The organism is Duganella sp. Leaf61, from assembly GCF_001421905.1.
Classification (GTDB): Bacteria; Pseudomonadota; Gammaproteobacteria; order Burkholderiales; family Burkholderiaceae_D; genus Rugamonas; species Rugamonas zoogloeoides.
The window spans coordinates 403,870-430,482 of the sequence record NZ_LMLM01000001.1; the positions used below are offsets into that span (position 1 = coordinate 403,870).

Genomic DNA, 26,613 nt, shown 5'->3' on the forward strand with positions numbered 1-26,613 from the left:
GAACTGGTCGATCGGCCGAACATACCATTTGGCTCAAGTTGTCTATACATATTAACGCACAGCGGCGCTACGTAAACCGGCATTATACGCCGCTCAAAAGCCCCGAACACGGGGTTTTTCGGGGCGCTTGAATTATTAAAAAGTTAACCTTCCAGCTCCTGATGCCAGTCGCGCGACCGCGCGACCGCCCTGCCCCAGGTCGCCAGCAGGGCCTGGCGCTGATCGTCGCCCATGGCCGGCTCGAAGCGCCGTTCGCAGGTCCACTGCGCCGCCACCTCCTCGCGGCTGTCCCAGTAGCCCACCGCCAGCCCGGCCAGGTAGGCTGCGCCCAGCGCCGTGGTTTCGGTCACCTGTGGACGCACCACCGGCACGCCCAGCAGGTCGGCCTGGAACTGCATCAGGAGGTCGTTGCGGGCGGCGCCGCCGTCGGCCCGCACCTCGGTGAGGGTGAAGTCGCGGTGCGACGCGGCCACGTCGCGCTGCATGGCGATCATCAATTCGGCGCTTTGGTAGGCGATCGCCTCGAGCGCGGCGCGGGCGATATGGCCGCGATGGCTGCCCCGGCTCAGGCCCACCAGGGCGCCGCGCGCGTACGGGTCCCAGTGCGGCGCGCCCAGGCCGACGAAGGCCGGCACCAGGAACACGCCGCCGCTGTCGGACACGCTGGCAGCGAGCGCCTCGACCTCGCTCGACTGCCGGATCAGGCCCAGGCCGTCGCGCAGCCACTGCACCGTGGCGCCGCCCATGAACACGCTGCCCTCCATCAGGTAATCGGTCTCGCCGTCGAGGCGCCAGCCCACGGTGGTGAGCAGGCGGTTGTGCGAGGCCACCGGGTGGCGACCCAGGTGCATCAGCATGAAGCAGCCGGTGCCATAGGTATTCTTGACCATGCCCGGCTGCAGGCAGGCCTGGCCGAAGGTGGCGGCCTGCTGGTCGCCGGCGATGCCGGCCACCGGTATCGGCACGCCGAACAGCTCGGGCCGGGTGGTGCCGATTTCTTCGCTCGACGACACCACCTGCGGCAGCAGTTCCTCGGGAATGTCGAACAGCGCCAGCATGTCGCTGTCCCAGCGCAGCAGGTGGATATTGAACAGCATGGTGCGTGACGCGTTGCCGACGTCGGTCACGTGGCGGCCGGTCAGCTGGAACGCCAGCCAGCTGTCGATGGTGCCGAACGCCAGTTCGCCGCGCCGCGCGCGGTCGCGCGCGCCGGGCACATGGTCGAGCAGCCATTTCAGCTTGGTGGCGGAGAAATAGGCGTCCAGTTCCAGCCCGGTGGCGGCCTTGATCGCGCGCTCCTGGCCTGCTGCGCGCAGGGCGTCGCAGGTATCGGCCGTACGGCGGTCCTGCCAGACGATGGCCGGGGCGATCGGCTCGCCCGTCGCGCGGCCCCACACCATGGTGGTTTCGCGCTGGTTGGCAATGCCGATGGCAAGGATCTGGCGCGGGTCGATGTGGTTGTCGCGCAGGACCTGGCGGGCGACGTCGAGCTGGCTGCGCCAGATGTCGTGCGGATCGTGCTCGACCCAGCCGGGATGGGGGAAATGCTGGGGATATTCGGCCGCCGCGCTGCCGCAGATGTGGCCGGCGTGGTCGAACACGATGGCGCGCGAGCTGGTGGTGCCCTGGTCCAGGGCAAGTATGTAGTGTTTCATCGGCGTCCCCCGGTCGGCGCGGCGTCGCGTCGATCCGGCAGGCGCCGCATGGTCATTAGTTGAAGCAAGCCGATAGGCCGGATTTTGTTACGGCGCGGCAGAACCGCGCTATGACAGCCATTCCTCTAGGCGCTGGATTACTCCAGCGCTCAAGCTTCCTACCCGCACGCTCCGCGAGCAGCATCATCGCGTGCCTATTTGGAATTGCACCAGGTGGAGGTTACCGCGTTTCACCGTAACTTAATACGCTCGTCTCTGTGGCCCTGTTCCTCGCCTTATACCTCGCCGGCTTGCGCCAGCAAAGGCTTTCGGCGGACGGCCGTTAACCGTCACCCCGCTCTGTGGAGTCCGGACCTTCCTCCCGCCAGGCATTACGCGCTGGCCAGCGGCTGTCTGGCTTGCTTCAGGCAGTATTGTACCAGTCCATGCCGCCAATTCCGAATTTGATGTCGCCATTGTTAAAGCCCGCGCCGTGGCGCCGTCTTAGAATGACGCACCACCACCTGACAAGGCCTCCTACCATGACGCACCCCACCCGCAGCGGCGGCCAGATCCTGGTCGACGCCCTCCAGATCCACGGCGTCGATACCGCCTTCGGCGTGCCCGGCGAAAGCTATCTCGACGTGCTCGACGCGCTGCACGACTCCGGCATCCGCTTCATCATCAACCGCCAGGAAGGCGGCGCCGCCTTCATGGCCGATGCCTACGGCAAAATGACGGGCCGTCCCGGGATCTGTTTTGTGACGCGGGGGCCGGGAGCCACCAACGCCTCGATCGGCGTGCACACCGCGTACCAGGATTCGACGCCGATGATCCTGTTCATCGGCCAGGTCGGCAGCGACTTCATCGACCGCGAAGCGTTCCAGGAAATCGACTACCGCCGCATGTTCGGCCAGATGGCCAAGTGGGTAGCGCAGATCGACCGCGCCGACCGTATCCCAGAATACCTAGCGCGCGCGTTCCAGGTCGCTACCAGCGGCCGTCCCGGCCCGGTGGTGCTGGCCCTGCCCGAGGACATGCTCACCACCCTGGCCACCGTGGCCGACACGCGCCGCTACCAGCCGGTGCAGGCGTCGCCATCGACCGCACAAATGGCCACCGTGCGCGCCATGCTGGAAGGTGCGCAGCGCCCACTGCTCCTGATCGGCGGCGGTGGCTGGACCGAAGCGGCCTGCGCCGACCTGCGCCGCTTTGCGGAAATCAACGACCTGCCGGTGGCATGCGCGTTCCGCTTCCAGGACCTGCTCGACAACGACCACCCGAATTACGCCGGCGACGTCGGTATCGGCATCAATCCGGCACTGGCCAAGCGCGTGCGCGAGGCCGACGTGATCGTCGCCATCGGCCCGCGCCTGGGCGAGATGACCACCGGCGGCTACGGCCTGCTGGCCGCGCCAGTGCCGCAGCAGCGCCTGATTCACGTCCACGCGGATGCCGAGGAACTGGGCAGCGTGTACCAGGCCGAGTTGATGATCAACAGCGGCATGCCGCAATTTGCCGCCATGCTGGCCGCACTCGAACCACTCAACAGCGATGCCTGGCGCGCCAGCGTGGCGGCCGCCCGCGCCGACCTGGCGGCCTGGCAGCAACAGCCGCCGATCTTCCAGGACGGCAGCGCGCCGCTCGACCTGTGGCAGGTGGTGCAGGATATCGACCGCATCGCCCCGCACGACGTCATCATCACCAATGGCGCCGGCAACTACGCCACCTGGGCGCACCGCTTCCACCGCTACGGCGGCATGCGCACCCAGCTGGCGCCCACCAGCGGCGCCATGGGCTACAGCGTGCCGGCCGGCGTGGCGGCCAAGATCATCGACCCGGCCCGCACCGTGATCACCTTTGCCGGCGACGGCGAATACATGATGAACGGCCAGGAGCTGGCCACGGCGGTGCAGTACCGCGCGGGCGTGGTGGTGATCGTGTTTAACAATGGCATGTTCGGCACCATCCGCATGCACCAGGAGCGCGATTACCCGGGCCGCGTGTCGGGCACGGAGTTGCACAACCCCGACTTCGCGGCGCTGGCGGTGGCCTATGGCGGCCATGGCGAGGTGGTGACGGCGACGGCGCAATTCGCGCCCGCGCTGGAGCGCGCGCTGGCGTGGGCCGATGAGAAACAGCTGCCGGCGCTGATAGAACTGCGGTATGACGGCGAGTTGATTACGCCAGGAGCGACGTTGGCCACCATCCGCAGCACGGCCCAGGCCGCGCAGGCGGCCAGGAAAGGCAACTAAGCTCAGGCGCCGCCGTTCTCGACGGCCGGCGCATCCTTCTGCTCTTTTTGCGCCGGGCAGGCGCGGCACACGCCGGCCTTGCGGCCGAAGTCGGTCACCAGCGGCAGCCGCATCGGCAGCGTGGCATCGCCGCAATAGCCGCCGTCGAGCACCAGCGCCTTGCCGCCATCGACGATCTTGCCGCTGATGGTGCGCTCGTCCTCTTCCGGCGGTTGCACGGTGAAGTACATCTGCCTGCCGCGCGGGTCGATATTGACGTCGCTGGCCACCACCGGCCAGCTGATGCCGCCGGCCGTGTATTCGTACAGCACGGTATCGACCTCGTTAAACCGCTGCAAGGTGATGCGCTGGCCGCCGAACTCGCCGCTGTCGGCGTTGATGCACAAGTCGGAAAACACCAGCATGCCGTAACGCGGCAAGCCGCGCTCGTCGGCGGCCTTGCGCGTGCCGGACGCCTTGGGTGCAGCCAGCACCGCGCACGAGGCCAGCAGCAGAGCGCCGGCCAGCAGCGCACGTTGTTGGTTCTTCATTCGTTGATCGCTTTCCCAAAAGAACAACGGCTGCACCAGGCAGCCGTTGTGGATTCTAAAACCTGAAAATCAGATTAGAACGAGTGTTTTACGCCCAGGTTGAACGCTTTGTCGCCCGTACCGCTTTCGGTGTTGTTACCAACGGTGTAAGCAGCGCCGTTCTTGTTGTTGATTTTAGCGAAAGCAACATAGGTGCTGGTGCGCTTCGACAGCGCGTACGAGTAACCAACAGCGAACTGGTCAGCATCGCGGTTCAGCGGATCTTTGTCGTTTTTGCGGGTGTACGAAGCCATCACGGTGCCGGCGTCGCCCACTGGTGCGGTCAGACCGATCAGTGCGTTGACGGTGTTTTCCGAATTGCCGTAAGGAACGGTGCTATAGGCGTTAGGCACTGCAACGTTCGAGCTGTTCAGGCCCTTGTTGTTGCCGTAAGCAACGTAAGCTTTAACAACTTTGAAGTTGTAGTTAGCTGCAACCAGGGTGTTGTGGCCGTTACGCAGGTTAGGATTGGTCGCGGTGTCGTTGTTGTGCGTGTTGTACGCGATACCAACGTTCAGGTCGCCATTGGTGTACAGGCCCGACGCGCCGATTTGACGTTGCGCGCCCGAATCGCCAGCTTGTTCGCCCAGGCTGTACGAAACCGAACCCGAGAAACCGTAGTAGCTAGGGGTTTTGTACACAACCGCGTTGTCGTTGCGGGTGCCGGTCGTGACGTTAGCCACGGCGCTGGTCGAGCCCACTGGGAACAAGTTTTTGGCGGTACCGGCCATGCCCATTGCGAACGGGTCACCCACGTCGCGCAGAACTTCGTAGTAAGGGGTGTACTGACGACCCAGGGTCAGGGTACCGGCAGTTTTCGAGCTCAGACCAACATAAGCTTCGCGGTTGAACAGACGGTTAGTGGTGTTGTCCAGTGCGCCGTCATCGGTTTTCACGCCGGCTTCCAGTTTGAAGATAGCGCTCAGACCGCCACCCAGGTCTTCAGTGCCTTTGAAGCCGATACGCGAAGCCGAAGCAGTACCGCTACCCAGTTTGGTAACGTTACCGTTGATACCGCCACGTTCAGCGACGATACCGGCATCGACGATACCGTACAGGGTAACGTTCGACTGTGCCATTGCGACGTTGCTCAGGGCGCCCAGGATGGCGATGGAGATCAGGGATTTTTTCATTCTTTATTTCCTTCAGTTGTATTGCTATCAAAAGGTAAAGCTAGTAGTGCGGCTCAATTCGGTTGCTTATCGACGCCTGCTGGGACGCCGTTTGTGCGTGAGGGCTTACTCCTCAACAGCCACCGCTTGCTTACTGTGGCGCTATCCGCACCGGAGGCGGTACTCTACAGCTGCTCGGCTACCTGGCTGATACAAAAACGTTCATGTTGCCCCGTTGTCGTGCTTGCCAGATGTCCAAAACGCCCGTATTTTATCGCATCGCAATATTTCATGCCGAACAAGCGAACCAGCCCCGTTTTTTCCGCACGATGAACATGCATCGACAGTCCGTTGTGCGGTCTGTCTGTGTCACTGTGCATGTCATGCACCAGCTACTACATCGTGGTCGGACCAAGTAAAAATAGCTACATTGCTATTTACGACGCCATTTTATAACGAAGAGCTCGTGTTAACCCCCAACTCATTGCTAATAAGCTTACAACTTGTCATCTGGTTTGCCACTGAAATATTCCTGGAAGTGTCAAAAACCAACTTTGAAACCGGTATTACAGGCGTGTGACAGGGTTAACTTCTGTTCCAAATGCAACTTTCAGGGACATATCAGCATTTTGTAAGTAAATGCTACCTGTTGTGCCGTAGCCACAAAAACTGCACCACTTAGTGCGCTTACCGCCCCAAACAGGGGAGTGACGCACCGAAAACGCCGCCTTGCATATGAGCAAAACTCATGTGCTGCATTTTCCGATGCCCCTTGCCGACTTGATTGTCAGGGCCGCGATCCGCCGCACGCGCTCTGGTAAAATAGCATCATTTCCTCCCATGTCCGGCCTGGCCGGGCATCAGCTTGAAGCGCCCCAACCACCTATGTTTAGTTTCTTCAAGAAAAAACCTGTCGCCCCCGAAGTGCCGCAGGTGTCCGCTCCTGTCCCGGTATCTGTCCCGGCGCCGGCCCCGGTGCCGGCCACGCCAGCCGTTGTTGTCACGCCCGACCTGCCCGACCTGCTGCCGATCGAGGAGCCGGCGCAAAAGCAATCGTGGATGTCGCGCCTGAAGGCGGGATTGTCCAAGACGTCGAGCAACCTGTCGCTGCTGTTCGTCGGCGCCAAGATCGACGACGACCTGTACGACGAACTCGAAGCAGCACTTTTAATGGCCGATGCCGGTGTCGATGCCACCGGATACCTGCTGACCGCGCTCAAGCGCAAGGTCAAGGAAGATAAGCTGCTCGATGCCGCCGCCGTCAAGGCTGCGCTCAAGCAATTGCTGACCGAACTGCTGCTGCCGCTGCAAAAGCCATTCGAGCTGGGCCGTCACCAGCCGATGGTGATGATGATCTCGGGCGTCAACGGCGCCGGCAAGACCACCACCATCGGCAAACTGGCCAAGCACATGCAGTCGAACGGCCAGTCGGTGCTGCTGGCCGCCGGCGACACGTTCCGCGCCGCCGCCCGCGAGCAACTGATGGTCTGGGGCCAGCGCAACAACATTACCGTGATCTCGCAGGCGTCCGGCGATCCCGCCGCCGTGTCGTTTGACGCAGTGCAGTCGGGCAAGGCGCGCGGCCTCGACGTCGTGATGATCGACACCGCCGGCCGCCTGCCCACCCAGTTGCACCTGATGGAAGAGTTGAAAAAGGTCCAGCGCGTGATCGGCAAGGGCATGGACGGCGCACCGCACGAAACCTTGTTGGTCATCGACGGCAATACCGGGCAAAATGCGCTGGCGCAAGTGAAAGCGTTCGACGACGCCCTCAAGCTGACCGGCCTGGTGATTACCAAGCTGGACGGCACGGCCAAGGGCGGCGTGCTGGCCGCCATCGCGCGCGTACGCCCGGTGCCCGTGTACTTCATTGGCATCGGTGAAAAAATCGAAGACTTGCAGCCGTTTGTCGCGGCCGAGTTTGTTGAAGCGCTGCTCGGCTAATCACGGATAACCACACCATCAGAATGATCGAATTCCGCAACGTCTCCAAGCAGTACTCTCCCGATGCGGTGGCGCTGCGCGACCTCTCGTTCAACGTTGACAAGGGCGAACTGGTGTTCCTGGCCGGCCCGTCCGGCGCCGGCAAGTCCACCCTGCTGAAAATGATCGCCGCCGTGGAACGTCCCACGGCGGGCCAGGTGATCGTCAACGGCCAGGATATTTCGCGCATCCGCGCGTCGGCCGTGCCGTTCCTGCGCCGCAAGCTGGGCCTGATCTTCCAGCAGCAGCGCCTGCTCACCGACCGCACCATCCTGGCCAACGTGATGCTGCCGCTGCTGGTCACCGGCTCGTCGCACCGCGAGGCCGAGCAACGCGCCCGCGCCGCGCTCGACAAGGTAGGACTGCTCGAACGCGCCAGCGCCCAGCCGCTGGCCCTGTCCGGCGGCGAACAGCAGCGCGTATCGATCGCGCGCGCCATCGTCAACCGGCCGCAGGTGATCCTGGCCGACGAACCCACCGCCAACCTCGACCGTGCCAGCGCCAACAAGGTGCTCGATGCACTCAAGGCTTTCCACTCGGTGGGCGTGACCTGCCTCATTTCCAGCCATGACGAGCAAATGCTGGACGCCGCCGCCCGCGTAATCCGGCTCAACCATGGTCAACTGGAGGTGGCGCCATGACTTACTGGTTCCGCCAACACCGATATGCGCTGTCGGTCGCGCTGGTGCACCTGCGCCGCGCGCCGGGCAGTTTCCTGTTCAATATATTAGTGGTGGCGATTGCGCTGGCGCTGCCGTTCATGGGCGCCACCCTGCTCGACAACGTGCGTCCCATGTCCGAACAGTTGTCGGTCGATCCCGAGCTGAGCATCTTCCTCAAGCAGGATACGCCGCGCCAGCAGGCCGAAGAACTGGCCGTGCTGCTGCGCCAGGCCGTGCCCGACAAGCAGGCCAAGATCATTTTCACCGAGCGCGAAAAAGCGCTGGAGACGCTCAAGGAAAAAAGCGGACTGGCCGACGTACTGACCACCCTGGGCGAAAACCCCTTGCCGGACAGCTATGTGCTGAAGCTTGATGCGTTCCGCTTGGCCGAGTCCGGCGGCGACGTGGATGTGCTGGCCGAGCAGATCCGCGAACTGCCCGGGGTCGATACGGTGCAAGTCGATTCGGCCTGGGTCAAGCGCCTGGCCGCCCTGCTGGGCATCCTGCGCCTGGCGCTGCTGCTGCTGGCAGCCACGCTGGGCACGGTGGTGGTGGCCGTGGTGTTCAATACCATCCGTTTGCAGGTGCTCACGCAACGCGAGGAAATCCAGGTTTCCAAGCTGATCGGCGCCACCGACAGTTTCATCCACCGCCCGTTCTATTACACCGGTGCGCTGCTGGGCCTGTGCTCGGGCGCGCTGGCGCTGGGCGCGGTGGCCCTGGCGCTGCGCCCGCTCAATGCAGCAATTGCCGAGTTCGCTCGCCTGTATGCGTCGGAATTCCAGCTGACGCCGCTGTCGCCGCCGCTCATGGCCGGCTTGCTGGCCCTGTCCGCCGGGCTGGGCCTGATCGGCGCCGTACTCTCGGTGCAGCGCCATTTGGCGCGCGTGCAGTAATTTCTCACCGCCGCAACCGCGTGGTTGCGGCCCCCTCAGGTGCGGCCGCGCACCGACTTCCCAAGCCCCTCCCCTCAGCATAGGCACGACATTAAGTCCAGTCTAAGCTGCGACGCGCAAACTTCATACATGGAAGCGATGAGCTTCATCAAGCTCATAGCAAATTTACTATCAAGGTCATAGATTTGCAGTGATTGGCACTCTCGGACAGAGAGTGCTAATATATGAACACTGCAGAGCTAATCAATGTCTTTGTAGCAACCAGCAATCATCGAGCGAAGGAAATGAAAATGACTATGATGTCCGCAACGACTTCGTTGGCCCCTGCCAACAACAGTGCTCTGGGACTCGGGTTCACTGGCAACCTGGGGAACCTGGACGCCTATATTTCGGCTGTCAACCGCCTGCCGATGTTGACGCACGCCGATGAGGTATCGCTGGGTAAACGGCTCAAGGAAAGCAATGATCTGGCCGCCGCGCAGCAACTGGTGCTGTCGCACCTGCGCCTGGTGGTGTCGATCGCCCGTGGCTACCTCGGTTACGGTTTGCCGCACGCCGATCTGATCCAGGAAGGCAATATCGGCCTGATGAAGGCGGTCAAGCGTTTCGACCCCGACCAGAACGTGCGCCTGGTGTCGTACGCCATGCACTGGATCAAGGCCGAGATGCATGAGTACATCCTGAAAAACTGGCGCCTGGTCAAGGTGGCAACCACCAAGGCCCAGCGCAAGCTGTTCTTCAACCTGCGCAGCCACAAGACCGGTCTCGATGCAATGAGCCCGGCGCAAGTGGACAGCCTGGCGAAGATGCTCGATGTCAAGCGTGAAGAAGTGATCGAGATGGAAACCCGTCTCAGCGGTCGCGACATTGCGCTGGAATCGCCAACCGACGACGAAGACGACAAGTTCGCACCGATTGCCTACCTGTCGTCCGAGCAATCGGAACCGACCCGGGTGCTGGAAGCGGAGCAAGTCACGCGCCTGCAATCGGAAGGCCTGGAGCAGGCATTGGGCAAGCTAGACGCCCGCTCGCGCCGCATCGTCGAAGCGCGCTGGCTGGCCAACGACGATGGCTCGGGCGCCACGCTGCACACGCTGGCGGAAGAGTTCGGCGTATCGGCCGAGCGCATCCGCCAAATCGAGTCGGCAGCGTTGAAGAAAATGAAGGGTTCGCTGGCGGCTTACGTTTAATCCGCACTGCCAGCCGGTGTCGGGCCCAGCGGGTCCGACACCAAGCAGTAAAACCCGCGTCACGCTGACCGCGTACGGGGTAGCAGCTTCTTATTCAGCCAGGCTTTTCGCCAACAATTCGCCCACCAGCTGATTCATATCAACGCCACGTGCCGTTGCTTGTGCATTTAATTGCGCAACCAGGTCGCTATTCAATTTGACGGCAAACGGCACCAGGCCCAGGGCCTGGTCGCGGCGGCGCTGTTCGCGCTTGTCGATCACTTCCGGCGCCTTGCCGAAGCTGGACGCGTGGCCCGCCGACATTTTGCCCATGATTTTTTTGGCATCGGCCTTGGCCAGTTCGGTCTTGCGCATGGTAATTCCCTGTGAGTGTTTGCTAAGTGCCGACATTCTACGCAGCTTGGGCGCTGCCGGTGGGGTTTGTTTGCCCCCGAGCCGTTACGCCGTCACCGCAGCTTAACCGTGCGACACACAAATGATAGTTTTGTTAATATTTTTAACCATAATATTCAGAGAGGTCAAGATGAAGAAATCCATTTTGCGCCAGCTGATCGTCCTGCCCCTGCTGACGGTCGTAATGGCCGGGCTGTATGCCTGTGGCTCGGCATCCGGCACCAGCCGCGCCGCTTCCTCAGCACAGCAGCAACCGTTCAACACCACCTACGTGCTGGCGCAAGGCGACAGTGCCATGATCGCTCCAGCCGCCCAGCCCGCTGCCAGCGGCAAGTCCGGCACGCTGGTCGCCCCTGTCGTGCGCCTGGACCGCGTCAACGACAGCCGCTGCCGCGAAGGCGCCGTGTGCGTCTGGGCCGGCTACATCAGCTACAGCCTCAGCCTTACCCGCCCGAACGGCGCCACCAGCAATTTCGTCCTGTCCGACAGCATGCCCAACGGCGCCACCAGCGTCACGCAAGACGGCCTGACCTTCACCCTGGTCGGCGTCGAACCGCAAACGGTGCCGCCCAAGAACGACATCATTCCCGATTACCGGGTCAGCATCCGGGTGAGCAACGTGGCGGTCGCACCGCAGCCCAAGCCGGCGTAAAGGAATAGTTGATTTATTGCCAGCAGGATCGGGTAAGCTATCGGTAACTTCCGTCCCGAGATCTACCGCCATGATTCTGCGCCACCGTTCGATCCTGATTTCCACCATCATTGTCACGCTGGTGCTGCCGCCAGCCTGGGCCAAGACGCCGGTGGCAACCGGTACCGGCGGTGCTGTGGCCACCATCAGCGAGCCGGCGTCGAAAGCTGCGATCGCCATCCTCAACCAGGGCGGCAACGCCATCGATGCGGCAGTGGCGGCCGCCGCCACGCTGGGCGTGACCGATCCGTTCAGCTGCGGCATCGGCGGTGGTGGCTTCATGGTGATCTACCTGGCCAAAGACAAGCGCGTGATCACCATCGACCACCGCGAAACGGCGCCCGCCAGTTTCACACCCACCGTGTTCCTCGACCAGGGCAAGCCGATCGATTTCGACACCGTGGTGGCCAGCGGCATGTCGGTCGGCGTGCCCGGCACCGTGCGCGGCTGGGACGAGGCGCTCACCCGCTACGGCTCGATGTCGTTCAAGCAGGTGCTCGCGCCTGCCGTCAAGGTGGCCACCGATGGCTTTACCGTCAACGACAACTTCAACCGGCTGCTCGGCATCAATCTCGACAAGTTCGGCAAATTCCCGGCCACCGCCGCCATTTATCTCAAGAACGGCAAGCCGCCGGTGGCCGGCAGCGTGCTGCGCAACCCGGACCTGGCGCGCGCGTACCGCGAACTGGGCGCCGGCGGCGTCAAGGCTTTTTATACGGGCAAGATGGGCCGTGCCGTGGTCGATGCCGTCAACCGTCCCACGGTGGCGGCGGACGTGAGCGTCCGTCCCGGTAACATGAGCATGGCCGACCTGGCCAATTACGAAGCACGCCTGCGCCTGCCGGTGCACAGCACCTATCGCGGCTACGACATCTATGGCATGCCGCTGCCCGGCTCGGGCGGCATTGCGATTGCCGAAGCGCTCAACATCCTCGAAGGCTACGACCTGAAAGCCATGCCGCGCGAGCAGGTCGAGCACCTGTACCTGGAAGCGAGCCGCCTGGCCTTTGCCGACCGCAACGCCTATCTGGCCGACCCGGAATTCATCGATGCGCCCGTGGCCGGCCTGCTGAACAAGGACTATGCCGCGCGCCGCCGCGAAGCCATCGATACAGCCCGCGCCACGCTGCACGCACCGGCCGGCGATCCGTATCCGTTCCAGAACGACACCAGCGTGCCGCTGCGCCCCGCCAGCGCCAAGCTGCTGGCAGAAGGCGCCCACACCACGCACCTGACGGTCGCCGACAAGGACGGCAATATCGTCTCGTACACCTACACCATCGAGTCGTGGGGCGGCAGCGGCATGGTGGTGCCCGGTTACGGCTTCCTGCTCAATAACGAGATGACAGATTTCGACTTTACCGGTCCGGCGCCCAATGTGCCGGAAGCGGGCAAGCGTCCGCGCAGCAGCATGTCGCCCACGCTGGCCTTCAAGGACGGCAAGCCGGCATTTTCGATCGGCAGCCCGGGCGGCGCCACCATCATCACCACCGTACTGCAAACCATCGTCAATTACATCGACCTGGGCCTGACCATGCCGCAGGCGGTCGATGCGCCGCGCCTGTCCGAACGCAATGGCATGGCCACGGACGTGGAACCCGGTTACGCCGCGCTGCCGGCAGCGCAAGCGCTGGCCCAACGCGGCCAGCGCTGGAGCGCGGAGCCCGAGGAAATCGGCGCCGCCAACGCGCTGGTGTTCAACCCGGACGGCACGGTGACGGCGGTGAGCGAAGGCTGGCGCCACGGCGTGGGCAGCGCCATGGTGCAACAGTCGGCGCATTGAGCATGATCGAATTCCAGGGTTTGTCCAAGACCTACGGCGCGTTTGACGCCGTCAAGCCGTTGCACCTGACCGTGCCGCGCGGGGAGCTGTTCGGCTTCCTCGGCCCCAACGGCGCCGGCAAGACCACCACCATCCGCATGATGATGGGCATCCTGGTGCCCAGCGCCGGGCGGGTGCTGATCGACGGCTTCGATTGCCACGCGCAGCCGGCCGAGGTCAAGCGCCGGGTGGGCTACCTGCCCGACACGCCGGTGTTTTACGACTACCTGCGCGGGCGCGAGATCCTGGTGTTCGTCGCCGAAATGCACGGCTATCCGCGCGCAGAAGCGGCAGCGCGCAGCGCGCGCCTGCTGGCGGAATTCGGCCTGGCAGAAGCGGGCGAAGACTACGCGGTCAACTATTCGCTCGGCATGAAGAAGCGACTGGGCCTGGCCTGCGCACTGATCCACGACCCGGTGGTGCTGATCCTCGACGAGCCGATCAACGGCCTCGATCCGCGCGCCTCGCGCGATGTGCAGGAGCTGCTGCTGGCTGCCGCCGCGCACGGCGTCACCGTCTTTGTGTCCACGCACTTGCTCGACATGGCCGAAAAGCTGTGCGACCGCGTGGGCATCATCCACCGGGGCCAGCTGGTTGCCACCGGCACGCTTGACGACATCCGCGCCGAAGCGGCGAGCAGCGGTTCGCTCGAAGACGTGTTCCTCAAGATTACCGACGACGCGGCTGCCGGCGATGCGTGACCAGCACGCGGTGCATGCACCGCCGTCCCCGGCGCGCGCGATATGGCTGATGACCAGGATGCGGCTGCGACGCCAGCTCAACCAGGTCGGCAGCGTGTTCGCCCGCAAGAAGAAACCGCCGAAGGCCGGCGCCCCCGTCACCCGCGTCGCCAACGGCGGCAAGCGCAACGGCATGTGGATCATCTCGGCCGTCGTGGCGGTGCTGATGCTGTTCGTGTGCCTGAACATGTCGCGCATGGCGGTGCTCAATATGCAGTGCCGGCTGGTGGACGGCGGCGCCTGCGCCCAGGCCGGCGCAAACCGGAACGGCTACTTCAACTTCGACGCGGCAGCGGCCGAACTGCACGCGGCGCCGTTCGAGCCGTCGTTGCTGGGTGGCCTGGCGATGGTGCTCACTGCGCTGTTCGCCATCGCGGTGCTGCTGCCGCTGGCCGGCAAGGAGCTGGCCAAGCCGGACTGGGATCTCGAATGGCTGGTGACGCTGCCGGTCGAGCGCTCCACCCTGCTGTGGGGGCGGCTGGTGGAACGCAGCGCCAGCAACCTGTCCGGCATCTTCGCGCTGTTTCCGCCGTACGCGATGATCGCCTGGTTCTCCGGCTACCAGTGGACCGCTGTGCCGATCGCACTGCTGGCCACCGCGCTGCTGCTGCCGCTGGCAGCGCTGCTGCACACGCTGGCCGACACCGGCGTGCGACTGTGGCTGGCGGCAGCGCAGTTGCGCAACCTGCAGGCGCTGCTCTCGCTGCTGAACGCGCCCATGCTGTACCTGGTGTTTGCGCTGTCGATGCCGGCCGCCAGCAGCTTCGTGATGGACCTGGCGCGCGGATTTCCGGCCTGGGGCTTGTGGCTGCCGCCCGGCGTGCTGCTGCAGGCAATCCAGGCCCAAAGCGTGCAACAATTCGCCATGCTGGCAGCGCTGCTGGCGGCGCAACTGGTCGTGCTGCTGTGGCTGGGGGTGGCGCTGATGCGCCGGCAGTTGCGCCATGGCGTGGTTGGCTCGGGCGTGCGCGAGAGCGGGCGCAAGACCGCCGCATCCACGCAGCCGGAGAAGCCGGGTCTGCACCTGCCGCTGTCGCCCGTGATGCGGCGCGAGCTGCGCCTGCTGGCGCGCGACCGCAACTTCCTGGTGCAAACCCTGGTGCTGCCGCTGATCGTGGTCGGCAGCCAGCTGGTGTTCAACGGCAAACTGGACACCCTCTCCCAGTTCGGCACCATGCCGACCGTGGCGGCGGCGATTGCATTCGGCATCGGCGTATATGTACTGATGCTGTCGGCCTTCCAGACCCTCAACAACGAAGGCAACGCCCTGTGGCTGCTGTACACGGTACCCCATTCGGTGGAAAGCGTGTTGAAGGAAAAGGCGCGACTGTGGGGTGCGCTGGCCTTGGTCTATCCGCTGATGGTGGCCGTGCTCACCCTCGCCACCGCGCCGGCGCCAACCTGGCAGATGCTGGTGCTGCTCTTGATCGTGATGGCCGGTATTCCGATCTATTCCACCATCGCCGTGGCGCTGGGCGTGTTCGCGTGCGATCCCACGGCCATCGAAGTGCACAAGCGCATCCGCCCCACCTACAGCTACCTGTTCCTGCTGCTGGCCGGCTTTTACACGTGGTCGATCTACACCAGCATGTGGTCGCAGAAAGTGGTGATCATGGTGCTGAGCGCCGCGCTGGCGCTGGCCCTGTGGCAGAAGGCGCGCGATGCCCTGCCCTATCTGCTCGATCCGGGCGCGTCGCCGCCGGCGCGGGTATCGGCCTCCGACGGCCTGATCGCCGCCACCGGCTTTTTCATCGTGCAGGCCATCGTCGTGCTGCTGCTGATGCAAGGCAAACCGCAGGCTACGCTGCCGGCATTGACGATGGCGTTCGGCGTAGCCGGCCTGCTGGTGTATGCGCTGATGCGGCTGGTTTACTGGCGTGCAAAGACTACCGACGTACCGGCGATACTGCGCGGCGCGGGCTGGTGGCCCTCGATAAAAATCGCGGTTCTGCCGTGTGCGCTGGCCTGCGCGGTGGCGCTGGCGTACCTGGCCGCGCTCAAGGCGTGGCACGTGCCGCTGCCGGCCGGCGATTCCCTGGTCGATGCGGTAGCCTATCCGGGGCTGTGGATGGTGGCGTTGACGGTGATGGCCGCACCGCTGTGCGAGGAATTCATTTTCCGGGGCCTGATCTACGGCGGCTTGCGCCGTTCGATACCGGCCTGGCAGGCGCTCGCGGCGAGCGCGGCGATTTTCGCGGTGGTGCATCCGCCGCTGGCGATGCTGCCGGTGTTCGTGCTGGGCTGCTGCGCGGCGTGGGCCTATGAACGCAGCAGGACGCTGCTCGCGCCCATGCTGGTCCATGCGGTGTACAACGCGGTGGTGCTGGCTGCTAGTCCTTGAACCGCATCGGCGCCAGCGCAAAGGCGCCGCCGTGGTACGTGACGGAGCTGTTCGGGTCCGGGTACACGCCGCTGTCGGGGAACTTGCCGTCGAACTGCTTCGAGCTGTCCTTGGGGCGGTAGCCGATATGCGAGGCCTTGCTGTTGTCCCACCAGGCGACGTCGTTGTCGGACGTGCCGAACAGGATGGTAAAGCCCACGCGGGTGGCGAACAGGGAGCTGCGCAGCGCTTCCACCAGGTCGTCGTAGCTGAGCCAAGTGACCATCATGCGGCGGTCGGCCGGTTCCGGGAACGAGGAGCCGATGCGCAGGCAGACGGTTTCGAGGCCGGTGCGGTCGTAGTAGTAGCTGGCCAGCTGCTCGCCGAAGCATTTCGACACGCCGTAAAAACTGTCCGGGCGGGTGGGCGCGGTGGCGTCGATGTAATCGGTGTTGCGGTAGAAGCCGACCGTGTGATTCGAGCTGGCGAAGATGATGCGGCGGGTGCCGTGTTTGTGCGCTGCTTCGTACAGGTTGGCGGTGCCGATGATGTTGGCCTGGACGATGTTTTCAAACGTGTTCTCGGTGGAGATGCCGCCGAAGTGCAGCACCGCTTCCACGCCTTCGAGCAGCTGCATGACCGCAGCCTTGTCGGACAGGTCGCACTGGATGATTTCCTCGCCCTCGCGGGCTTCGCCCAGGTCGGCGATGTCGGACAGTACCACTACATCAGCCCAGGGTTTGATGCGATCACGCAGAACCTTACCCAGGCCGCCGGCAGCGCCGGTCAGCAGCAAACGTTTGAATGGCTTAGTCATAGTCTCTTTTTATCTGTGTAACTGTAGTCTTATAAAGTACGCTTGCTGCCAACCGGCCGGGATCGACCGCGCGATGCGGTTACGTCACCGGGGCCGGGTTGAACAGCACGAGCGCGTTTTGCAGCTTCCATTTTTCGGCCCAGGTTTCGCGGCCGCTGGCCACGTCCAGCACCAGCTGGAACATCTCCCAGCCAACGTCCGCGATGGTGGCGTCGCCGCTGGCGATACGGCCGGCGTTGATGTCCATCAGGTCATGCCAGCGCTTGGCCAGATCGTTGCGGGTAGCGACCTTGATCACCGGGACTTCGGCCAGGCCGTAAGGGGTGCCGCGGCCGGTGGTGAAGATGTGGACATTCATCCCCGCAGCCAGTTGCAGTGTACCGCAAATGAAATCGCTGGCGGGAGTGGCGGCATAGATCAAACCCTTCTGTTTGAGCTTTTCGCCCGGACTAATCACGCCGTTGATTGCACTGCTGCCCGACTTGACGATCGAGCCCATGGCTTTCTCGACGATGTTGGACAAACCGCCCTTCTTGTTACCGGGCGTGGTGTTGGCGCTGCGATCGACGCCGCCGTGGTCGAGGTAGCGGTCGTACCACGCCATCTCGCGGATCATGGCCGCTGCCACTTCCGGCGTTTCGGCGCGCGAGGTCAACTGGTCGATGCCGTCACGCACCTCGGTGGTTTCCGAGAACATCACGGTGGCGCCGGCACGCACCAGCAAATCGGTGGCAAAGCCCACGGCCGGATTGGCGGTCACGCCCGAGAAGGCATCGCTGCCGCCGCACTGCACGCCCACCACCAGTTCGGACGCCGGCACGGTTTCGCGCTGGCGCGCGTTCAGGCGCTTGAGGTTGGTCTCGGCCTGCTTCATGATCGAGTCGATCATCGACATGAAGCCCACGTGCTCGCCGTCCTGCAGGCAGACCAAAGCCGGGTCGGCGCCGCCTTCGTTCTGGATCGGGATCGAACCCTTGGGGAACAGGCGCGTCGGTTGCAGCTTCTCGCAGCCAAGGCTCACGACCATGGCCTGGCCGCCGAAGTTGGGGTTCAGTGCGATATTGCGCACGGTGCGGATCGGGATCTCGGCGCCGGGCGCGTCGATCGCCACGCCGCAGCCGTAGGTGTGTTCGAGGCAGACGACATCGTCCACGTTCGGGTACTTGGGCAGCAGCTCTTTCTTGATGCGGTCCACGGCAAATTCCACCACGCCCGAGACGCATTGCACGGTGGTGGTGATGCCCAGGATGTTGCGGGTGCCGACGCTGCCGTCCGGATTGCGGAAGCCCTGGAAGGTGTAGCCTTCCAGCGGCTCGGCCTTCGGCAGCGCGCGGGTGGAGATCGGCAAGCCTTCGAGGCCCAGGGCGCCGGGCATGATCACGTTGCCTTCGTTGAGCCAGCGGCCCGCCGGCAGGTCTTCACCGGCAAAGCCGATGGTGACGTTGTAGCGGATGACTTCATCGCCCTTGGCCAGGTCGCGCAGCGCCACCTTGTGGCCTTGCGGGACGGCTTCCAACAGGGTCAGGCCGCTCTCGAACACCGCGCCGGCCGGCAGGCCGCCGTCGTTGACGACAATGGCGACGTTGTCGTTGTCGTGCATGAGGATGTAGCGCGGGGTGCTGACCGGGGTAGCGCCGGGGGCGGTGGCAGGGACACGCTTGATATCGGTAATGCTGGATGGTGGCGTCATTCTGGCTTCCTTTCCGGGAGTCTCTACCCGGCTAACGTTGTTTTTTCGGCTTTCAAATTGGTCAGGCCAATTTAGTTATTGGTCCGCCCAATTTTTTCATGTGGGGACAAACCGCGCCCTTGCAACCCGCATTCCACCGTGCTTTAATCGCATTTTTAAGCTAATGGCACGGTACTCGGGAGGCTATTTGACGCTCCGAGTATGCCACCTAAAAAAGTATTTGGCTAGTCCGCGTTGACCAATTTGGTCAGACCACCTTAGAATGGCCTGACCAAATGGCAGAGAAATTATCCCTAAAGCCATACCTAAAAAACGAGACAATGATGCAGAAGAGAACTTCCGCACTCCCCGACCCGCATGTCCATGAAGCACGCCTCTACCGCGTGGTGGCCGACCGCATCCAGGACCTGATCCGCACCGAAAACATCGCTCCCGGCGAACGCCTGCCCTCCGAACGCGACCTTGCCACCAAGCTCAGTGTCAGCCGCGCCTCGTTGCGCGAAGCGCTGATCGCGCTCGAACTGGGTGGCGTGATCGAGGTGCGCGGCGGCTCCGGCGTGTATGTCAGCGAGCGCCCCGCGCCTGCCGACCTGCCGGAAGTGGGCCCCGGCCCGTTCGAGGTGCTGTCAGCACGGCGCCTGATCGAAGCCGAGATTGCCGCGATTGCCGCCCGCGTGGCCACCGACAGCGCCATCGACGCCATCCTGCAGGCCGTGGTCGAGATGGAGCAGAGCCACGCCAACTACTCGAGCAACGAGCAGGCCGACCGCAACTTCCACCTGGCGATCGCCCGCGCCACCGGCAACAGCGCGCTGGTCGGTTCGCTCAGCTACTTGTGGGACCAGCGCGGCCGGCTGTGGCACAAGCTCAAGGAGCACTTCCAGACCGAGGAACTGCGCCAGGAGACGCTCAAGGATCACCGCCGCATCCTGGAAGCCATCGCCGCCCACGATCCGGCCGCCGCCCGCAAAGCCATGCGCGCCCACCTCGAACGCGTGACGCGTACGTTCTCGCGCGGCTGACCGCTTCATCCGACCGCCGCGCGCGGCGATCAACTTATTGAGTGTTTCCGGCTGGTCGTGCTTCACGTGTGCTTTGCACAACAGTCGTCCAAAAAAACAGTCGCCAACCCGGCGCCGGACCGGCACACCGCGGTCCGCGCCAACTGCCTGTGAGAAGACCATGATTACCCGCCTGATCTTAGCCGCCTTTGCCTCGTCCGTTGCCACCTCCGCCACCCTGATGTCCGCGCCGGTGCACGCGGCCGAGCCAGCCAAGCCGGCGCGCCTGATCCTGGTGGGCGACTCCACCATGGCCAGCAACAGCGGCTACGGCGACGCCTTCTGCGCCCGCGTCCACCGCGCCAATACCTGCATCAACCTGGCCAAGGGTGGCCGCAGCTCCGGCAGCTTCCGCGCCGAGGGCCGCTGGGACGAAGTGGAAGGTCTGCTGCGCGGCGCTGCCGCCTACAGCACCACGTATGTGCTGATCCAGTTCGGCCACAACGACCAGCCGGGCAAACCGGGCCGCTCCACCGATCTCGCCACCGAGTTCCCGGCCAATATGGCGCGCTACGCGCAGGAAGTGAAAGCGCTGGGCGGCATCCCCGTGCTGGTCACACCGCTCACCCGGCGCAGCTTCGTCGGCGGCGTCCTGCAAAACAACCTGGTGCCGTGGGCCGACGTGATCCGCGCCACCGCCAAGGCGCAGCAGGTGGCGCTGCTCGACCTCAACGCCGACAGCTTTACCGCCGTGCAGGCAATGGGGTCCGAACAGGCCGATACCTTTGCGGTGGAACCGCCGCCGGCGAAAAAAGATCCCGCTGCGCTCACGGCCGGCAACGTGGAGGTGGCCGGCGCCGCCAAGTCGGCGTTCGACTACACCCACCTCGGCCCCAAGGGCGCGGCCTATTTCGCCGACATGGTGGTGGGCGAAATGAAAACGGCGGTGCCGGTGTCGGCGGGCCTGTTCATCGCACCACGCCCATGACGGCCACCGTACGTGCAGCCGCGACGGCGCTGTTGCTGCTGACGTGTTCGGGCAGCGCCCAGGCCCAAAGCGAACCGGCGCGGCGTCCGCAACTGACAGCCGAACAGGCCAGACACTATGCCTACGGCGAAGTGCTTAAATATGTAGGCCCGGCCGGCAGCGAACGGATCGATCCCTGGGACCCGCTGGCCGATCCGCTGGCGCGCGGCGCCGCCTTTACGCCTGACTACGTGGTGGACCAGGCGGCCAAGGCCGATGGCGTGAAAGTATTCAACACGGTGCAGGCGGCGGTCAGCCGCGCGGTGGCCGACAGCCGCGCCGCGCCAACCAGGCGCCTGTACCTGCTGGTCAAACCGGGCACCTACCCGGAACTGGTGTACGTGCCGGCCGTGGCGGCGCCAATCACGCTGTACGGCGACGGCAAGGATGCCGCCGCCACCCGCATCACGGCCAAACTCGATGCATCCGCCACCGGCGCCGACTACACCGCATTGTATAGCGCGCAGTTTGCCGCCGTGGCGCCCGAGATCCGCGCCATGTTCGACAGCGTGAAAGACCGCGACCAGATCCGCACCTTCGGCACGGCCACCGTGTGGGTGCAAAGCGACGGCTTCCAGGCCCGCAACCTGACGTTCGAGAACGGCTACAACAAGGACATCGGCAACGCCCGCGCGGAAGCGCTCCCCAATGTGAACAACGTCCACCACCAGGCGCTGGCCTTGCAAGTGGACGGCGCCGACAAGGCGCAGTTCGAGAACGTGCGCCTGATCGGCTTCCAGGACACCTTGTACGTCAAGGCCAAGGCGGTAGCGACCAGCACACGCAGCTTCTTCAACAAGTCGTACATCGAAGGCGATGTTGATTTCATTTTCGGCGACAGCACCGCGTATTTTTACCAGAGCGAGATCAGGACGCTGGGCGACCGCGGCGTGTCATACGTGGCCGCACCGAACACCAACGTCAAAACCAGATATGGCTTCGTGTTCGACAGCAGCCGCTTCACGCACGATGGATCAAGCAACGCCCGCGCCGGCCAGTTCCACCTGCTGCGCCAGTGGTTCCACAATTCCAAGTGCACGCCTTACGCCAAACTCGCTTTAAGCGGCTACAGTTGCACGCTGGGCGTGACGGACGTGTATCGCGCGCCGGTCGGCACGCTCACCAAAACCACGCTGGAAACGGTGGGCAAGATGGTGGTGCTCAATTCGCGCATCGGCGCCCACATCAACCGCCAGCGTCCCTGGGCGGACTGGAACAAGCCCGGAGCGATTGCCTACCGGCCGGTCCAGTACAGCAGCAACGATTACTGGCACAACCTGGCCAGGAACGGCATCGATCCGGTGAAAGATCTGGGCTACGGCGAGCAGCCGTCGCCGGCCGCCATCTTTGTCGCGGAATTCAATAACCAACACGACGATGAATAACAAGGAGACTGCATGACCCTCACTATCAATATCCGGCGCCGCAACCTGATGAAAGCGCTGCCGGCGGCAGGCATCACGCTGGGCCTGCCGGCTGCCGCCGCCGTGGCGCCCGATCCGTGGCTGCAGGCGCAAGCCATCATCGACCACGTCTCGAAGCCGCTTAAATTCCGCAAGCAGGATTTCGTGGTGACGAAGTTCGGCGCCAAGCCGTGCAAGCTCACCAGCATCAAGGCCTGGGTATCGTTCGAGGGACAGGACACGCTTGCGACGCCCGCCGCCAGATCGCCCGACTGCTACGGCGCCATCAAGGCCGCCATCAAGGCGTGCCACGAAGCGGGCGGTGGCCGCGTGGTGATCCCGGCCGGGAACTGGTACTGCGCCGGCCCGATCGTGCTGCTGTCGAACGTCAACGTGCATTTGAGCGCGGGCGCGCACATCTACTTCAGCCACGACCCGGCCGACTACGCCAAGTACGGCGACATCGACTGCGGCAAGAACGGCAAGCTGGTGATCTCGCGCTGGCAGAGCAACGACTGTCTCAATTATTCGTCGATGATCTACGCCTATGGCCAGGACAATATCGCACTGACCGGCGAAGACTGGACCAGCGTGCTCGATGGCCAAGGCGGCGTGCCGTTCAATGAAGCGGGCGATTGCTGGTGGACCTGGAAGGGCAAGCAGAAAACCATCAACTCCATCGGCCAGGGCAACACGCCCAATTTCGTCGCTGGCAAAATGTCGGAAAATACCGAGAACCCGAACAACGCCAAATCGCTGGCGGACATCGCGCCCGGCATCACCGATGCCGAGCGCGCGCTCATCGAAGGCAAGGACCAGACCTGGAGGACGGACGCCAAGTACCTGCCGTCGCTGTCGGAAGCCGGCGTGCGGCTGGCCAAGCGCGTCTTCGGCGTGGGCCATTATTTGCGGCCACCGATGATCCAGATTATCGGCTGCACCAACGTGCTGCTGCAGGGTTACCACGTGATGCGCACGCCGTTCTGGATGCACCACCCGGTCCACTGCCGCAACCTGGTGATCCGCAAGGTGCACTGCGAAAGCCATGGCCCCAACAGCGACGGCTTCGATCCCGAAGCATGCGACCACGTGCTGGTGGAAGACTGCACGTTCGACACCGGCGACGACTGCATCGCCATCAAGGCCGGCAAGAACCAGGACACGCAATACGGCCCGTCGCAAAACATCGTGATCCAGAACTGCATCATGCACAGCGGCCACGGCGCCGTCACGCTGGGCAGCGAGATGGCCGGCGGCATCCAGAACGTGTTCGCGCAAAAGCTGGTGTTCCAGAACGCCAACTGGCAAACCAACCCGCTCAATATCGCTATCCGCCTGAAGACCAACCTCAATCGCGGCGGCTACCTGCGCAATTTCTACGTGCGCGACGTCTCGATCCCGAACGGCGTGCAGCTGACCGCCTCGCACTACGCCACCTTCCCCGATTCGCCGATCAACGGCAAGCAGGTGGCCACCGCTGCCGGCGCCGTGGTGGCGTTCGACTGCGACTACATCCCCACCGCCGACCACGTGCGCACCCGCCCGCCGGTGGTCAACAACATCCATATCTCGAATGTGCGCGTCGGTAACGTGACCAAGGACGGCGAGACCGGCTCCTGCTTCCAGGCCATCATGCTGCTCGGCCCCGTCGCTTCCGACTATAACGGTCCGCAACCGGCGCCGCCGGTGGTGCCGATCACGGACGTGACGATCACCGACTGCGATTTTGGTGCGCCGACCAACGCGGCCGAGCCGTGGTTCATGTATAACGTGAAGGGGGTGACGCTCAAGAACGTCACCATTGCGGGCAAGGTGTACAACCAGACCTTGAACGCGCCGGCATAAGTCATCATCAAAATAAAAAAAGGCAGGTGCTTCCGCATCTGCCTTTTTTACTTCGCTACGCCATCAAGCCCCGAACGGCGTTTCCGCAATGCCTTTGACCCCAGGCTGGAGCAAAATCACCGCCCCGCCCCACTCCGCATCTTCCGGTTTCCCGGACGGAATCGACGTTACCAGCAACTGGTCCAGGTTCTTGCCGCCAAACGCGCACATGGCCGGTTTCAACATTGGCACGTCGAGCTTGCGATCGAGCTTGCCCTGCGGCGTGAAGCGCAGGATGTAGCCGCCGTCGTTGCCGCAGACCCAGTAACAACCTTCGCTATCGACTGCCGCGCCATCGGGCCGGCCCACCGACTTGGTCAGATCGGCAAACACGCGCTGGCTGGTCGGTACGCCATCGTCGATGTCGTAGTCGAACGCCCAGACCGTGCGCCGCAGCGGGTGCGAGTCGGACAGGTACATGGTGCGCCCGTCCGGCGAAAAGCCGAGGCCGTTCTGCGTGAGCAGGTCGGAGACCATCGGCTTTGATATGCCACGGCGGTCGTAGCGATACAGCTTGCCCACCGGGCGCGCCTGGCCCATGTCCATGAACATGGTGCCGGACCAGAACCGGCCCTGGCGGTCGCAACGACCGTCGTTGAAACGCATGCCTTCGCCCAGATCCGCGCCCGGCGTGGCCAGCCTGGTCTGGACGGCGGCTTGCGCTTCACCAAGATCGAGCTGGAACATGCCGGTTTCCATGCCCGCAATCAGGCCGCCGCCGGCCCGGGTCGCGACGCAGCCTGCCATCTCGTCCAGGGTCCAGAAGCGGGTGGCGCCGGTCGCGGGATCAAGCCGCCAGACGCGCCTGGCGGGAATGTCGGTCCAGTAAAACATCGACTCCGCCGCGCTCCAGGTGGGGCTTTCCCCCACCGCACACTTGATGTCGCTTACGCGTTCCATACCAGGTCACCGTTGACGATGCGCGGAAGTTTTTCCGGATTTTCGTCAGTCAGCGAAGTTGGCAGCAGGTACGACGGCACGTCCTGGTAGCTGACCGGACGCAGGAAGCGGTCGATGGCCGACGCGCCCACCGAGGTGGTGCGGCTGTCGGACGTCGATGGGAACGGGCCGCCGTGGACCATGGCATGCGCCACTTCCACGCCGGTGCCAAAGCCGTTGAACAGGATGCGGCCCACTTTGCGCTCGAGGATCGGCAGCAGGCGGGCAGCCAGTTCGCGGTCGTCGGCGGTAGCGTGCACGGCGCCGGTCAGCTGACCTTCGACGTGGTTCGCTACGGCCAGCAGTTCGGCTTCGTCTTCCGCTACCACCAGCAGCGAAGTTGGTCCGAAGATTTCGCCTTCCAGCTTGTCGTCGGCCAGGAATTTTTTCGCTGGCACCTGGTACAGGAATGCTTGCGCGGCGCATGGGGCTTCGGTGCTTTGACCAACAGCGACTTGCTCTACGCCTTCCACGCCGGCCAGGTTTTTCACGCCCGACACGTACGCTTTGTGGATGCCCGGGGTCAGCATGGTCGAAGCAGCCTTGGCGCCGATGGTGCCGGCGGTCGCGTCAACGAATGCTTGCAGCTTGTCGCCCTTGATACCGATCAGCAAACCTGGGTTGGTGCAGAACTGGCCGGCGCCCATGGTCAGCGAGTCGGCAAACGCTTGCGGCAGCTTTTCGTTGCCCAACGCGCCTGGCAGCAGGAACACCGGGTTGATCGAGCTCATTTCGGCGTACACAGGGATCGGCTCCTTGCGTTCGGCAGCGGTTTTCATCAGCGCCAGGCCACCGGCGCGCGAGCCGGTGAAGCCCACGGCCTTGATGGCTGGATGGCTGACCAGGGCCTGGCCCACGGTCTGGCCCGAGCCGATGATCATCGAGAACACGCCAGCTGGCAGGCCCGACTCTTCCACCGCTTTCGACACGGCTTTACCGACCAGCTCGGACGTGCCGAGGTGGGCCGAGTGGGCCTTGACGATGACCGGGCAACCGGCAGCCAGCGCCGAAGCGGTATCGCCACCAGCGACCGAGAACGCCAGCGGGAAATTCGACGCGCCAAACACGGCGACCGGGCCCAGGCCGATTTTGCGCAGGCGCAGGTCAGGGCGTGGCGGGGTGCGTTCCGGCAGCGCGCTGTCGAGCGTGGCCGACTGGAAGCGGCCGTCGCGCACGACTTTGGCAAACAGTTTCAGTTGATTGACGGTACGACCGCGCTCGCCTTCGAGGCGGGCTTGCGGCAGGCCGGTTTCCTGCATCGCGCGTTCGATCAGGGCCGGGCCCAGATCCATGATGCGGTCAGCGATGGTTTCGAGGAACTTGGCGCGCACTTCCAGGCTGGTGGCGCGGTACGGATCAAAAGCTGCATCGGCCAGTTGGGCCGCTTGTTCCAGGTCGGCGGCGCTAGCCAGGCCGAACGCCGGTTCGATTTCGACGTTGCGCGATGGGTCGATCGCCTTGATCGTGCCCTCTTTACCTACCAGTGCTTTACCGCCAATGATCATTTCGCCAGCTACTTGCATATCGACTCCTTAGATGTGTGAAAAGCGCGGACCAGCCGCGCTTGAATTCAAATCAGAAAACA

The 26,613-nt window shown here is 63.9% G+C and carries 21 protein-coding genes and 1 other RNA gene; 13 read left to right on the forward strand and 9 right to left on the reverse strand.

The features are described from left to right. Window positions 1-143: 143 nt before the first annotated feature. Entirely contained in the window at window positions 144-1,655 is a 1,512-nt protein-coding gene (glpK, locus tag ASF04_RS01710) for a glycerol kinase GlpK (RefSeq protein WP_056137630.1), read from the reverse strand. Window positions 1,656-1,712: 57 nt separating this feature from the next. Continuing rightward, window positions 1,713-2,060, reverse strand: an RNA gene (gene rnpB / locus ASF04_RS04205) — RNase P RNA component class A. Window positions 2,061-2,176: 116 nt separating this feature from the next. Between rnpB and ASF04_RS01715 the strand changes: the two genes are divergently transcribed. Continuing rightward, on the forward strand, window positions 2,177-3,889 hold the full coding sequence (locus ASF04_RS01715; protein ID WP_156368505.1) for a thiamine pyrophosphate-binding protein: 1,713 nt from the start codon (window positions 2,177-2,179) through the stop codon (window positions 3,887-3,889). 2 nt (window positions 3,890-3,891) lie between these two features. Here the strand turns inward: ASF04_RS01715 and ASF04_RS01720 are convergent, their stop codons facing one another. Together ASF04_RS01720 and ASF04_RS01725 are read right to left on the reverse strand one after the other, a co-directional pair. After that, complete coding sequence (locus ASF04_RS01720; protein ID WP_056137632.1) at window positions 3,892-4,419, reverse strand: hypothetical protein; 528 nt, start codon at window positions 4,417-4,419, stop codon at window positions 3,892-3,894. Between the two features lie 74 nt (window positions 4,420-4,493). After that, window positions 4,494-5,591 carry a porin gene (locus ASF04_RS01725; protein WP_056137633.1) on the reverse strand — a complete coding sequence of 366 codons (1,098 nt, stop codon included), beginning with the start codon at window positions 5,589-5,591 and terminating at the stop codon, window positions 4,494-4,496. 864 nt (window positions 5,592-6,455) lie between these two features. Here ASF04_RS01725 and ftsY point away from each other — a divergent pair. The 4 genes from ftsY to rpoH all read left to right on the forward strand — a co-directional run bounded on the left by ftsY (window position 6,456) and on the right by rpoH (window position 10,301). Then, window positions 6,456-7,514, forward strand: a complete 1,059-nt coding sequence (gene ftsY / locus ASF04_RS01730) for a signal recognition particle-docking protein FtsY (RefSeq protein ID WP_056137634.1) — start codon at window positions 6,456-6,458, stop codon at window positions 7,512-7,514. Between the two features lie 23 nt (window positions 7,515-7,537). Further along, on the forward strand, window positions 7,538-8,194 hold the full coding sequence (locus ASF04_RS01735; protein ID WP_056137635.1) for a cell division ATP-binding protein FtsE: 657 nt from the start codon (window positions 7,538-7,540) through the stop codon (window positions 8,192-8,194). Next, the gene (gene ftsX, locus ASF04_RS01740) at window positions 8,191-9,111 is read left to right on the forward strand and encodes a permease-like cell division protein FtsX (RefSeq protein ID WP_056137636.1); all 921 of its coding nucleotides are present in this window, start codon (window positions 8,191-8,193) and stop codon (window positions 9,109-9,111) included. Before ASF04_RS01735 ends, ftsX begins: the two co-directional genes overlap by 4 nt. 290 nt (window positions 9,112-9,401) lie before the next feature. Beyond that, window positions 9,402-10,301, forward strand: coding sequence for an RNA polymerase sigma factor RpoH (gene rpoH / locus ASF04_RS01745; RefSeq protein WP_193333541.1), 900 nt, complete (start codon window positions 9,402-9,404; stop codon window positions 10,299-10,301). A 90-nt stretch (window positions 10,302-10,391) separates the two neighbouring features. Here rpoH and ASF04_RS01750 read toward each other — a convergent pair whose 3' ends face one another. Beyond that, the gene (locus ASF04_RS01750) at window positions 10,392-10,655 is read right to left on the reverse strand and encodes a hypothetical protein (RefSeq protein WP_056137638.1); all 264 of its coding nucleotides are present in this window, start codon (window positions 10,653-10,655) and stop codon (window positions 10,392-10,394) included. A 169-nt stretch (window positions 10,656-10,824) separates the two neighbouring features. On the opposite strand from ASF04_RS01750, the gene ASF04_RS01755 reads away from it, so the two are divergent. The 4 genes from ASF04_RS01755 (at window position 10,825) to ASF04_RS01770 (ending at window position 16,288) form a co-directional block, all read left to right on the forward strand. Next, the gene (locus tag ASF04_RS01755; protein WP_056137639.1) at window positions 10,825-11,346 is read left to right on the forward strand and encodes a hypothetical protein; all 522 of its coding nucleotides are present in this window, start codon (window positions 10,825-10,827) and stop codon (window positions 11,344-11,346) included. A 70-nt stretch (window positions 11,347-11,416) separates the two neighbouring features. After that, the gene (gene ggt, locus ASF04_RS01760; protein WP_082488489.1) at window positions 11,417-13,168 is read left to right on the forward strand and encodes a gamma-glutamyltransferase; all 1,752 of its coding nucleotides are present in this window, start codon (window positions 11,417-11,419) and stop codon (window positions 13,166-13,168) included. Window positions 13,169-13,170: 2 nt separating this feature from the next. Beyond that, window positions 13,171-13,908, forward strand: a complete 738-nt coding sequence (locus ASF04_RS01765) for an ABC transporter ATP-binding protein (protein ID WP_056137640.1) — start codon at window positions 13,171-13,173, stop codon at window positions 13,906-13,908. Next, on the forward strand, window positions 13,901-16,288 hold the full coding sequence (locus ASF04_RS01770) for a type II CAAX endopeptidase family protein (protein WP_056137641.1): 2,388 nt from the start codon (window positions 13,901-13,903) through the stop codon (window positions 16,286-16,288). The genes ASF04_RS01765 and ASF04_RS01770 overlap by 8 nt, the downstream gene beginning before the upstream one ends. On the opposite strand, the gene ASF04_RS01775 is transcribed toward ASF04_RS01770, so the two are convergent. Together ASF04_RS01775 and garD are read right to left on the reverse strand one after the other, a co-directional pair. Further along, window positions 16,278-17,084 (reverse strand): NAD(P)-dependent oxidoreductase, encoded by an 807-nt coding sequence (locus ASF04_RS01775; protein WP_026637209.1) that lies wholly within the window; start codon window positions 17,082-17,084, stop codon window positions 16,278-16,280. The two genes, ASF04_RS01770 and ASF04_RS01775, sit on opposite strands and share 11 nt — an antisense overlap. 79 nt (window positions 17,085-17,163) lie before the next feature. After that, window positions 17,164-18,684 carry a galactarate dehydratase gene (gene garD / locus ASF04_RS01780; protein WP_056138390.1) on the reverse strand — a complete coding sequence of 507 codons (1,521 nt, stop codon included), beginning with the start codon at window positions 18,682-18,684 and terminating at the stop codon, window positions 17,164-17,166. Window positions 18,685-19,097: 413 nt separating this feature from the next. Between garD and ASF04_RS01785 the strand changes: the two genes are divergently transcribed. The 4 genes from ASF04_RS01785 (at window position 19,098) to ASF04_RS01800 (ending at window position 24,050) form a co-directional block, all read left to right on the forward strand. Next, complete coding sequence (locus ASF04_RS01785) at window positions 19,098-19,796, forward strand: FadR/GntR family transcriptional regulator (RefSeq protein ID WP_056138392.1); 699 nt, start codon at window positions 19,098-19,100, stop codon at window positions 19,794-19,796. A gap of 160 nt (window positions 19,797-19,956) precedes the next feature. Next, window positions 19,957-20,763, forward strand: a complete 807-nt coding sequence (locus ASF04_RS01790; RefSeq protein WP_056137642.1) for a rhamnogalacturonan acetylesterase — start codon at window positions 19,957-19,959, stop codon at window positions 20,761-20,763. Beyond that, the gene (locus ASF04_RS01795) at window positions 20,760-22,187 is read left to right on the forward strand and encodes a pectinesterase family protein (RefSeq protein ID WP_082488491.1); all 1,428 of its coding nucleotides are present in this window, start codon (window positions 20,760-20,762) and stop codon (window positions 22,185-22,187) included. The genes ASF04_RS01790 and ASF04_RS01795 overlap by 4 nt, the downstream gene beginning before the upstream one ends. Before the next feature lie 12 nt (window positions 22,188-22,199). Beyond that, window positions 22,200-24,050 carry a glycoside hydrolase family 28 protein gene (locus ASF04_RS01800; protein ID WP_056137643.1) on the forward strand — a complete coding sequence of 617 codons (1,851 nt, stop codon included), beginning with the start codon at window positions 22,200-22,202 and terminating at the stop codon, window positions 24,048-24,050. Window positions 24,051-24,113: 63 nt separating this feature from the next. Here ASF04_RS01800 and ASF04_RS01805 read toward each other — a convergent pair whose 3' ends face one another. Beyond that, window positions 24,114-24,989, reverse strand: a complete 876-nt coding sequence (locus tag ASF04_RS01805) for an SMP-30/gluconolactonase/LRE family protein (RefSeq protein WP_056137644.1) — start codon at window positions 24,987-24,989, stop codon at window positions 24,114-24,116. Beyond that, entirely contained in the window at window positions 24,977-26,551 is a 1,575-nt protein-coding gene (locus ASF04_RS01810) for an aldehyde dehydrogenase (NADP(+)) (protein ID WP_056137645.1), read from the reverse strand. Before ASF04_RS01810 ends, ASF04_RS01805 begins: the two co-directional genes overlap by 13 nt. Window positions 26,552-26,613 lie beyond the last annotated feature (62 nt).

What these genes read in the sequence shown, in the direction of transcription:
- ASF04_RS01785 (WP_056138392.1), top strand. Translation starts at nt 19,098, where the DNA reads ATGCAGAAGAGAACTTCCGCACTCCCCGACCCGCATGTCCATGAAGCA.
- ASF04_RS01725 (WP_056137633.1), bottom strand. Translation starts at nt 5,591, where the DNA reads ATGAAAAAATCCCTGATCTCCATCGCCATCCTGGGCGCCCTGAGCAAC.
- rpoH (WP_193333541.1), top strand. Translation starts at nt 9,402, where the DNA reads ATGACTATGATGTCCGCAACGACTTCGTTGGCCCCTGCCAACAACAGT.
- ASF04_RS01805 (WP_056137644.1), bottom strand. Translation starts at nt 24,989, where the DNA reads ATGGAACGCGTAAGCGACATCAAGTGTGCGGTGGGGGAAAGCCCCACC.
- ASF04_RS01755 (WP_056137639.1), top strand. Translation starts at nt 10,825, where the DNA reads ATGAAGAAATCCATTTTGCGCCAGCTGATCGTCCTGCCCCTGCTGACG.
- ASF04_RS01715 (WP_156368505.1), top strand. Translation starts at nt 2,177, where the DNA reads ATGACGCACCCCACCCGCAGCGGCGGCCAGATCCTGGTCGACGCCCTC.
- ASF04_RS01750 (WP_056137638.1), bottom strand. Translation starts at nt 10,655, where the DNA reads ATGCGCAAGACCGAACTGGCCAAGGCCGATGCCAAAAAAATCATGGGC.
- ggt (WP_082488489.1), top strand. Translation starts at nt 11,417, where the DNA reads ATGATTCTGCGCCACCGTTCGATCCTGATTTCCACCATCATTGTCACG.
- ASF04_RS01775 (WP_026637209.1), bottom strand. Translation starts at nt 17,084, where the DNA reads ATGACTAAGCCATTCAAACGTTTGCTGCTGACCGGCGCTGCCGGCGGC.
- ASF04_RS01765 (WP_056137640.1), top strand. Translation starts at nt 13,171, where the DNA reads ATGATCGAATTCCAGGGTTTGTCCAAGACCTACGGCGCGTTTGACGCC.
- ASF04_RS01795 (WP_082488491.1), top strand. Translation starts at nt 20,760, where the DNA reads ATGACGGCCACCGTACGTGCAGCCGCGACGGCGCTGTTGCTGCTGACG.
- ASF04_RS01790 (WP_056137642.1), top strand. Translation starts at nt 19,957, where the DNA reads ATGATTACCCGCCTGATCTTAGCCGCCTTTGCCTCGTCCGTTGCCACC.
- garD (WP_056138390.1), bottom strand. Translation starts at nt 18,684, where the DNA reads ATGCACGACAACGACAACGTCGCCATTGTCGTCAACGACGGCGGCCTG.
- glpK (WP_056137630.1), bottom strand. Translation starts at nt 1,655, where the DNA reads ATGAAACACTACATACTTGCCCTGGACCAGGGCACCACCAGCTCGCGC.
- ftsY (WP_056137634.1), top strand. Translation starts at nt 6,456, where the DNA reads ATGTTTAGTTTCTTCAAGAAAAAACCTGTCGCCCCCGAAGTGCCGCAG.
- ftsX (WP_056137636.1), top strand. Translation starts at nt 8,191, where the DNA reads ATGACTTACTGGTTCCGCCAACACCGATATGCGCTGTCGGTCGCGCTG.
- ASF04_RS01720 (WP_056137632.1), bottom strand. Translation starts at nt 4,419, where the DNA reads ATGAAGAACCAACAACGTGCGCTGCTGGCCGGCGCTCTGCTGCTGGCC.
- ASF04_RS01770 (WP_056137641.1), top strand. Translation starts at nt 13,901, where the DNA reads ATGCGTGACCAGCACGCGGTGCATGCACCGCCGTCCCCGGCGCGCGCG.
- ASF04_RS01810 (WP_056137645.1), bottom strand. Translation starts at nt 26,551, where the DNA reads ATGCAAGTAGCTGGCGAAATGATCATTGGCGGTAAAGCACTGGTAGGT.
- ASF04_RS01735 (WP_056137635.1), top strand. Translation starts at nt 7,538, where the DNA reads ATGATCGAATTCCGCAACGTCTCCAAGCAGTACTCTCCCGATGCGGTG.
- ASF04_RS01800 (WP_056137643.1), top strand. Translation starts at nt 22,200, where the DNA reads ATGACCCTCACTATCAATATCCGGCGCCGCAACCTGATGAAAGCGCTG.